At 63.3% G+C, this 7,964-nt stretch carries 7 protein-coding genes; 5 read left to right on the top strand and 2 right to left on the bottom strand.

What is annotated here, in order from left to right:
- Positions 1-102: 102 nt before the first annotated feature.
- Positions 103-921, bottom strand: a complete 819-nt coding sequence (locus QMX97_RS30760; protein ID WP_282398163.1) for a methyltransferase — start codon at positions 919-921, stop codon at positions 103-105.
- A 94-nt stretch (positions 922-1,015) separates the two neighbouring features.
- Positions 1,016-1,432 carry a GNAT family N-acetyltransferase gene (locus QMX97_RS30755; protein ID WP_065909035.1) on the bottom strand — a complete coding sequence of 139 codons (417 nt, stop codon included), beginning with the start codon at positions 1,430-1,432 and terminating at the stop codon, positions 1,016-1,018.
- Between the two features lie 301 nt (positions 1,433-1,733).
- On the opposite strand from QMX97_RS30755, the gene QMX97_RS30750 reads away from it, so the two are divergent.
- The 5 genes from QMX97_RS30750 to QMX97_RS30730 all read left to right on the top strand — a co-directional run bounded on the left by QMX97_RS30750 (position 1,734) and on the right by QMX97_RS30730 (position 7,871).
- Positions 1,734-2,663: a fatty acid desaturase gene (locus QMX97_RS30750; RefSeq protein ID WP_282398162.1), complete on the top strand. Its 930-nt coding sequence runs from the start codon at positions 1,734-1,736 to the stop codon at positions 2,661-2,663.
- Between the two features lie 9 nt (positions 2,664-2,672).
- Complete coding sequence (locus QMX97_RS30745) at positions 2,673-3,464, top strand: PhnD/SsuA/transferrin family substrate-binding protein (protein ID WP_282398161.1); 792 nt, start codon at positions 2,673-2,675, stop codon at positions 3,462-3,464.
- Positions 3,465-3,572: 108 nt separating this feature from the next.
- On the top strand, positions 3,573-4,082 hold the full coding sequence (locus QMX97_RS30740) for a sigma-70 family RNA polymerase sigma factor (RefSeq protein ID WP_065909044.1): 510 nt from the start codon (positions 3,573-3,575) through the stop codon (positions 4,080-4,082).
- Entirely contained in the window at positions 4,079-5,017 is a 939-nt protein-coding gene (locus QMX97_RS30735; RefSeq protein ID WP_106802791.1) for a FecR domain-containing protein, read from the top strand. The genes QMX97_RS30740 and QMX97_RS30735 overlap by 4 nt, the downstream gene beginning before the upstream one ends.
- Before the next feature lie 211 nt (positions 5,018-5,228).
- Positions 5,229-7,871: a TonB-dependent receptor gene (locus tag QMX97_RS30730; protein WP_282398160.1), complete on the top strand. Its 2,643-nt coding sequence runs from the start codon at positions 5,229-5,231 to the stop codon at positions 7,869-7,871.
- Positions 7,872-7,964 lie beyond the last annotated feature (93 nt).

Here is a 7,964-nt window from a genome sequence, read left to right as displayed (position 1 = left end):
GGCTTGCTCGCGAATGCGTTTTATCAGTCGATACATGCGTGACTGATACACCGCCTTCGCGAGCAAGCCCGCTCCCACAGGTTGATGGCATTTCACGTCAGGTTATTGCGCGGGTTTGACGAACCGCAAGGTCATCCGATCCGACTCGCCAATCGCCACGTACCTGGCCTTATCCTGTTCTCCCAGCTTCAACGTCGGCGGCAAGGTCCAGACTCCGCCGGGATAGTCCTTGGTGTCCTTCGCATTGGCATTCACCTCACTTTGTCCCGCCAGCTTGAAGCCTGCATCGGTCGCCAGCTTCACCACTTGCGCAGTGGTCAGGTAACCGCTGTCCTTGATCGCTTCCAGGTCCGCGCCATCCTTGGCCCGGTGATCTTCCACGCCCAGCACGCCGCCCGGTTTCAGCACTGTGTAGAACGCACGGAAGGTGGCGTTGGCAGTGTCGGCCGCCACCCAGTTATGCACATTGCGGAAGGTCAGCACGGCGTCGGCTGAACCGTGTTTGCCCAACACCGGCGCCTTGGGGTCGAACTCGACCACTTCAGCCTTGGCATAGCGCGCCGGGTCGGCGGCGAATTTCTTCTTCAGGTTCTCTTCCGAGGTCCGCGCATAGGCACTGCTGCTCGCCGCCTGCACGGCGGCAATGTAATGCCCGTGATCCTTGAGCAGTGGCGCCAGCAGTTCGCTGTACCAACCGCCACCCGGGGTGATTTCGATCACGGTCTGCCTGGCGCCCAGGCCAAAGAACTCCAGCGTCTGCTGCGGATGACGATAGCCGTCACGCGCACTGTTGGCGGGGTCGCGCCAACTGCCGGCGAGTACGCTGGCGTACTGCTTGGCGCTGATCGGTGCGTCGGCGGCCTGGCTGAAGGTAGGGGCGAGGAGGGCGGTGAGGGACAGCGCTGCAAGCGTCGTTTTCATGATCATCCTGTAGAGGGCTAGGGTGACCCCGAGGCTAGCATGGGCCCTCTGCCGGCTGATCACACATTATCTGCGGTGAACCGCACCAAAGGTTCTAAGCACCGATGTTCAAGCCCATGGCGATCATCGGCTTGTTGCGTTTGTACCGCACCAGTCGTTCGCTGAGGGACTGCGGCAGCCGCGTGTCCTGGGTGAAACCGATGCGCTGATACAACCCTTCCAGGTCCGGATGGCACAGCAACCAGACCGTGCCATCCACATCTGCCACGGCCTGCTCAATCAAGCGCGCCGCCAGCCCCTGGCCGCGATACGCCGGGTCGACAAACACCCCCGTCAGCCACTGCCCGCCGACCACCGGCGTGAGGCACAGGCCGGCGACAATCTCGCCATCGCGCGCCACCCACAAACGGCCGCCCTTGAGTGCCTTCATCGACGAATCGTGGCGGCGGTAAAACTTGTTCAGCAGCGGCCACAGCGGCTCTGCCAGCGGTTCGAGGTGCAGTTCGGGCATGGTGTTCGCGCAACATAATCCAGGGCCGGAGATTATAAGCGCCTTCTGTGGAGCAATAGGTGGTATACCCAGTGTTACATCCCCTGTAAGTGGAGCATGCATCATGGCCAAAGGTATGGATTCAAAGAAAGCCGCGAAGAAAAAACCGGCAAAGACCGCCGATGAAAAACGCGCTGACAAGAAAGCCAAGAAGTCCGAGACCGGCCTGTTCGGTCACTGAGTTACAAGCTTAGAACCAAACGATCTGCAAGATTTTTGCGCCTCATTGCACAGAGCAGGAAACACCTGCTCTGAGCTGCCGATGGCCAACTACCTTGATGAGACCCAACGCCGGGAAATCGAAGCCCTGGCGCACAGTTTTACCGCCCGCACCGAATGGCCGACCTGGCTGTTGTTGATCGGCGTCTACGCCGGCTGGTTCGCCGTGGTCCTCGCCAGCCACTGGCTGGGTGTGGGGCTGAGTATCGTGCTGCTGATTCCCATTGTGACGCTGTGGCTGTCCGTGCAACACGAGCTGCTGCATGGCCATCCCACCCGCTCGCGCCGGCTCAACAAACTCCTCGGTTATGCCCCGTTCGCCGTGTGGTACCCCTACACGCTGTACCGCGACAGCCATCTGCTGCACCACAATGATGACGACCTGACCCTGCCCGGCATCGACCCGGAAAGCCGTTACCTCAACCAGCAACAATGGGACAACAGCTCACTGTTCGAACGTGGCGTGCATTGGCTGACCAAAACCGTGCTCGGTCGTTTTCTGCTGGCCGCGCCCTTGGCGATCACCCGCCTGGCGCGCCATGAATGGCAGCGCCTGCCACAGGTCTGGCCAATGTGGCTGGCCCACGGCGCGGTGACGCTGCTGATGCTGAGTTTCATCGCCCACTACAGCGCGCTGTCAGTCGTGCAGTACCTGCTGCTGGTCAGCGTGCCGGCCTTGTCGCTGGCGTCGATCCGTTCCTACTATGAGCACCGTCCGCATCCGCAACCGGAGCAACGCACGGTGCTCAACGAGGCGTCGTGGCCGTGGACCTGGCTGTTTCTGAACAACAACCTGCACCTGGTGCACCACGACTTGCCGCAATTGCCCTGGTATTTGCTGCCCACCGTCTACCGCGCCCGTCGCGAGCAGTGGGTGGCGCGCAGCGGCGGGTTCCTGGTGCAGGGCTACGGTCAGTTGATCAGCCGCCACGGGCTCAAGGCCATCGACAGCCCGCGCCACCCCTTTGCCTGAGAGACCCGCATGAGTGATCACTACGCCGAGCTGCTGATGTATGTCGCGCCGGACCCCATCCAACAGGCCAACCAACAGTGGTTGACGCGAATCCTGGAGCGCCTGGGCCTGGGCCGGCGCGACGCCGCGCACCTGGACCTGCTCGGCTTGTGGCTGGCCCCTGAACTGCTCGTTACCCAGACCTGCGGCTACCCGCTGATGACCCAGCTGCGTGGTCAGGTGCGCATCATCGGCCGGCCATGTTATGAATTGCCGCACAGCAGCAACGGCGCCCATTGCAGCCTGCTGCTGGCCCGCGCGGACAACCCGCACACCGACCTGGCGCAGTTCTACAACAGCCGTGGTGTGATCAATGGCCACGACTCCAACAGCGGCATGAACCTGCTGCGCGAACGCTTGGCGCCGTTGCAGCAGGACGGTCGGTTTTTTTCCAGCGTCGGCATCAGTGGTGCCCACCGCGAGAGCCTGCGCTGGTTGCGCGAGGACCGTGCCGACCTGGCCGCCATCGACAGCGTCACTTACGACTACCTGGCCCGTTTCGCCCCGCAGGAAGTGGCGGGGCTGCGCGTGGTGAGCCACAGCGCGCCGAGCCCGACCTTGCCCTACATCGGCCCGCACAGCTTGAGTGAGGCGCAGGTTGCAACGATTCGTGCGGCCATGAACCTGGCGTTGCAGGACTTGCCGCACGTGGTTGAAACCCTCGGCTTGCATGCAGTGCTGCCGGCCAGCGAAGACGACTATCAGGTACTCCTCGACTACCAGCAGCACGCCGCCAGCCTTGGCTACCCGGCGCTTGAATAAGGTTATATAAAAATACCTTTTAAATATTATTAAAGAATAAGCAGCCTTGCTAGGATCGCCCCACCGGAACACCGGACATAACGCGCAACCTACTCAGATGGAGCCACTATGTCCGGCGCCGACACTTCTCACAGCGATTACGTGGGCGGATTATTCCGCAGTCATTACGACTGGCTGTGCGGCCGTTTGCACCGCCACCTCGATTCGCGGGCGCACGCCGAAGACATCGCCGCCGACACCTTCGTCCAGCTCCTGAGTTCGCCGTCGGTGGAGCCGATCCGCCAGCCCCGCGCCTTGCTCACCACCATCGCCCAGCGCCTGATGTACCAGCTGTGGCGCCGTCGTGACCTGGAGCGCGCCTACCTCGACGCCCTCGATACCGACGACACCTGCACTGCGCCGTCGCCCGAAGACCTGGCGCAAATGCTCGAAGCCCTGCAAGCCATCGACCAGTTGCTCGACGGCTTGCCGGCGAAGGTCAAGGCGACCTTTCTGCTGTCGCAACTCAATGGCCTGACCTACCCGCAAATCGCCGCCGAGCTGGGCATTTCCCAGCGCTCGGTCAGCGACTACATGACCCGCGCCTTCAATCGATGCCTGCGGCTGTGCCTGGAATGAACGACGAACTGATCGACAGCGCCACGCAGTGGTACGTGTTGCTGCGTTCCGGCCAGGCCACGGCGCAGGATTGGCAGCGTTATCACCAATGGCGCGCGGCCGACCCCCGCCATGATGCCTTGTGCCGGCAGTTGGAAACCCGCCTTGGGGTGTTCCAGGTGCCGCAGGCGCAAGGCGTCAGCGGCAAAGTCGTGCAGCAGGCGTTGGAGGCGCCGTCCAGTCGCCGCCAGGTATTGCAGATCGCCCTGGCCGGCGCCGGCGTGGCCGTCGGCGCGGTGCTGCTGGCCAAACCCATGGGGCTGTCGGAACTCACGGCGGATGTGCGCACCGGCACCGGCGAGCGGCGCACCGTGACCCTGGATGACGGCAGCGAATTGCTGCTCAACGCCCAGAGCGCGGCCGACATTCAGTTCGACCCGCAACGGCGCCTGGTGCGCCTGCGCGAAGGTGAACTGCTGGCCAAGGTCGCCAGTGATCGCCTGCGGCCGTTTCTGATCCAGACCGACCAGGCGCGCCTGCGCGCCTACGGCAACCGCTTTCTGGTGCGTGAGCGCGAAGGGCAGGGCCAGGTCGTCGCGCTCAACGGCGCCGTCGAAATCGATGGGCAGAACGGCGAGCGCCTGCAACTGGCCGCCGGCCATGAAGTGCATTACGACCGCACGGGCTTCGGCCCGATGCAGGCCAGTTCTTCCGGCGCGACTGCCTGGGTCGACGGCTTCCTGCAAGTGCGCGACCGCCCGCTGGCTGAAGTCATCGACGCGCTGCGCCCCTACCACCAGGGCGTGCTGCGCCTGGATCCGGCCGTGGCCGAGTTGCGCGTGAGCGGCCTCTACCGCCTGGACAACCCCCAGCAGATCCTCGACACCCTGGCGCGCACTTTGCCGATCCACATCACCCGCCGCACCGGCCTGTGGGTGACCGTTAGTGCGGCCTGATTTTTTGTGGGCGTTGGCTTGCTTGCGATGCCTGCCCGTTACAGCGCGTCGATGCCACCGCAGGCACGCCAGCGCCTACAGGGTTTGCGCTTCGAAAGTGGGTTCTAAGGACATAACCAAACGATCTGCAAGTTTTAACGCGGCCGTCCCACATCACTCCCGTAAGCGCTGCGGGGAGCAGCGTTCTCGAGTTTCCTTGGGGGGAGCCAAAGTGAATCAGTTCAACCGTGTGCCGCTGCGAACCTTTGCCCTGGTGCCGTTGGCCAGTCTGTTTTTTTCGTTTGCCGCCAGTGCCGAAGAGGCGCGCCTGGTCTACCACATCGCGCCCGGCCCGCTGGATGAGGTGTTGCTGGACATCAGTCGCCAGAGCGGCCAGGTGATTTCGTTTACGCCGCAACTGGGCAATTATTCCTCGGCCCGTGTCGACGGTTCGCTGTCGGCGCAGCAGGCGGTCGACGCCGCGCTCAAGGGCACCGGCCTGCACGTACAGATCAGCCCGGACGGCGCCTTTGTGATCAAGGAAGGTGCGGCCAAAAGTGCTCAGGCCACCAGCAGCGTCAAGGCCCATACCAGCGCCGCCCAGGCACCGACCCTGGACCGCGTGGTGGCCATCGGCACCCGCCGCAGCGACGCCACCGCCCTGACCAGCGCGGCCCCGGTGGACGTGATCAACGCCGCAGAACTCAAGCAAACCGGCGCCACCAGCCTTAACCAGGCGCTGTTCCAGTTGCTGCCCTCGTTCAACTTTCCGCAGAACAACAGCGCCACGCGCGGGCAGGATCCCAAGGGGGCCTCGCTGCGTGGCCTGTCACCCGACCAGACCCTGGTGCTGATCAACGGCAAGCGCCGGCACACCTCGGCGGTGGTGAATATCTCCGGTGGCGTGCCGTTCATTGGCGCGCAGCCGGTGGACCTGGACATGATCCCCATCAGCGCCATCGACCATGTCGAAGTGCTGCGTGATGGCGCCTCGGCGCAGTACGGCTCGGATGCGGTGGCCGGGGTGGTCAACATCGTGCTCAAGGAGCGTGACAGCGGCGGTGGCATCAACACGCAACTGGGCAAGTACGCCCAGGGCGATGGCTTCAGCAAGACCACCGACGGCTGGTACGGCATCGGTTTGCCGGGGGATGGTTTCCTCACGCTGAGCTTCAACACCCTGAACAACAAGCCCGACGATATCGGCGACAAATACGTCGCCGACGGCCAGTTGCAAGACCCGCGTTGGGGCGGGGCCGGGCGCGACAAATACAACCTGGCGGCGAATGCCGAGATCGGCCTGAACGATCAATGGCGGCTCTACAGCTTCGCCACCTTCGGCCAGGACACCTCGGTCAACAACACGCCGCCGCTGTTGGCCAGCAGCCCGAACAACGTCGCGTCGATCTACCCCGGCGGCACGATTCCCAAGTACCGCTACCGCTATGAAGACGGCGCCGTCACCGTGGGCACGCGCTATGAAGACGAATCCATCGGCCGCTTCGACCTGAGCGCGACGTATGGCCGTGACGAGCACGACGAGTTGGCGTTCAACACCGTCAACCCGAGCTATGGCGCCAACAGCCCGACCAAATTCAACGTCGCGACGCTGGTCAACGATCAGACCAACATCACCCTCGACTATGCCAAGGACCTTGACGTGAACTGGTCCAGCCATCCGCTGACCGTCTCCGCTGGCGTGGCCTACCGGCACGAGCAATATCGCCTCGAGGCCGGGGACTACGACTCCTACTCCTACGGCGGTATCGACAACGTGCAGGTGGGCGCGGTGCAAGCGTCGGGCTTGACCCCGGACGATGCCGGCACCTTCAAGCGCGATGTCGGCGGCGTATATTTCGGCCTGGAAAACCAGGTCACCGACAAGCTGCAAGTCGGCGTTGCCGGGCGCACCGAACACTACTCGGACTTCGGCTCCGCCACCACCGGCAAGCTTTCGGCGCGTTATGACTTCACCCCGCAAGTGGGGCTGCGCGGCACGATCAACAATGCCTATCACGCGCCAAGCCTGGGCCAGATCGGCACGTCCTGGACCACCACCACCAACCTCGATGCCAATGGCAACCCGGTGCTGACACGCATGCTGCCGGCCGACAACCCGGCAGCGCGGGCCCTCGGCGCACAGCCGCTCAAGCCGGAGAAGTCCACCAACTACTCGTTGGGATTGGTACTGCGTCCTACCGAGCATGCCTCGCTGACCATCGACGCCTACCAGATTTCGATTCGCGACCGCCTGTTGTTCAGCGGCGGTATCTCGGGGCCGTTGGCTGAGCAGATCCTCACCAATGCCGGCTACGGCCAGTACTCCTGGGCGCAGTTCATGACCAACGCCGCCGACACCCGCACTCGGGGCGTCGACATCGTCGGCAAGTACAACCTGGACCTGGCGCAGTTCGGTGACCTGAACCTGTCGGCCGGCTACACCAAGGCGCGCACCACTATCGAGAAAGTCCACGAGAACCCCAACGGTTTCGAGGTGCTGACCCGCGAAGCCCGGGGCTTTATCGAGCACGGCTACCCCGAAGACAAGCTGGTGTTCGGCGCGGTGCACACACTCAACCAATGGACCATTGCCCTCAACCAGACCCGCTACGGCAAGTACCGCAAATACGCGGCCGCCGAAGCCAACGCCCAGTACGACCAGGTGTTCAGTGCGCAATGGACCACCGACCTGGACGTGAACTACGCGTTCACCAAGCAGCTGCGGGTGTCGGTCGGTGTGAACAACCTGTTCGACAGCAAACCCGATGACTTCAACAGCCGCCTGCGCCAGACGCCGGGGCAGCAATACAGCTACCTGTCGCCGACCGCGCCGGAAGGGGCGTTCTACTACACGCGGCTCAGTTATGACTTTTAAACCCTGATCTTGAAGGGTGTGGAGATCAACTGTGGGAGCTGGCTTGCCTGCGATGCAGACACCTCGGTTTTTCAGGAAGACCGAGGTGTCTGC

This window comes from Pseudomonas sp. PS01298, assembly GCF_029959745.1.
Lineage (GTDB): Bacteria > Pseudomonadota > Gammaproteobacteria > Pseudomonadales > Pseudomonadaceae > Aquipseudomonas > Aquipseudomonas aylmerensis.
This window is presented reverse-complemented; position numbering and strand designations above follow the sequence as displayed.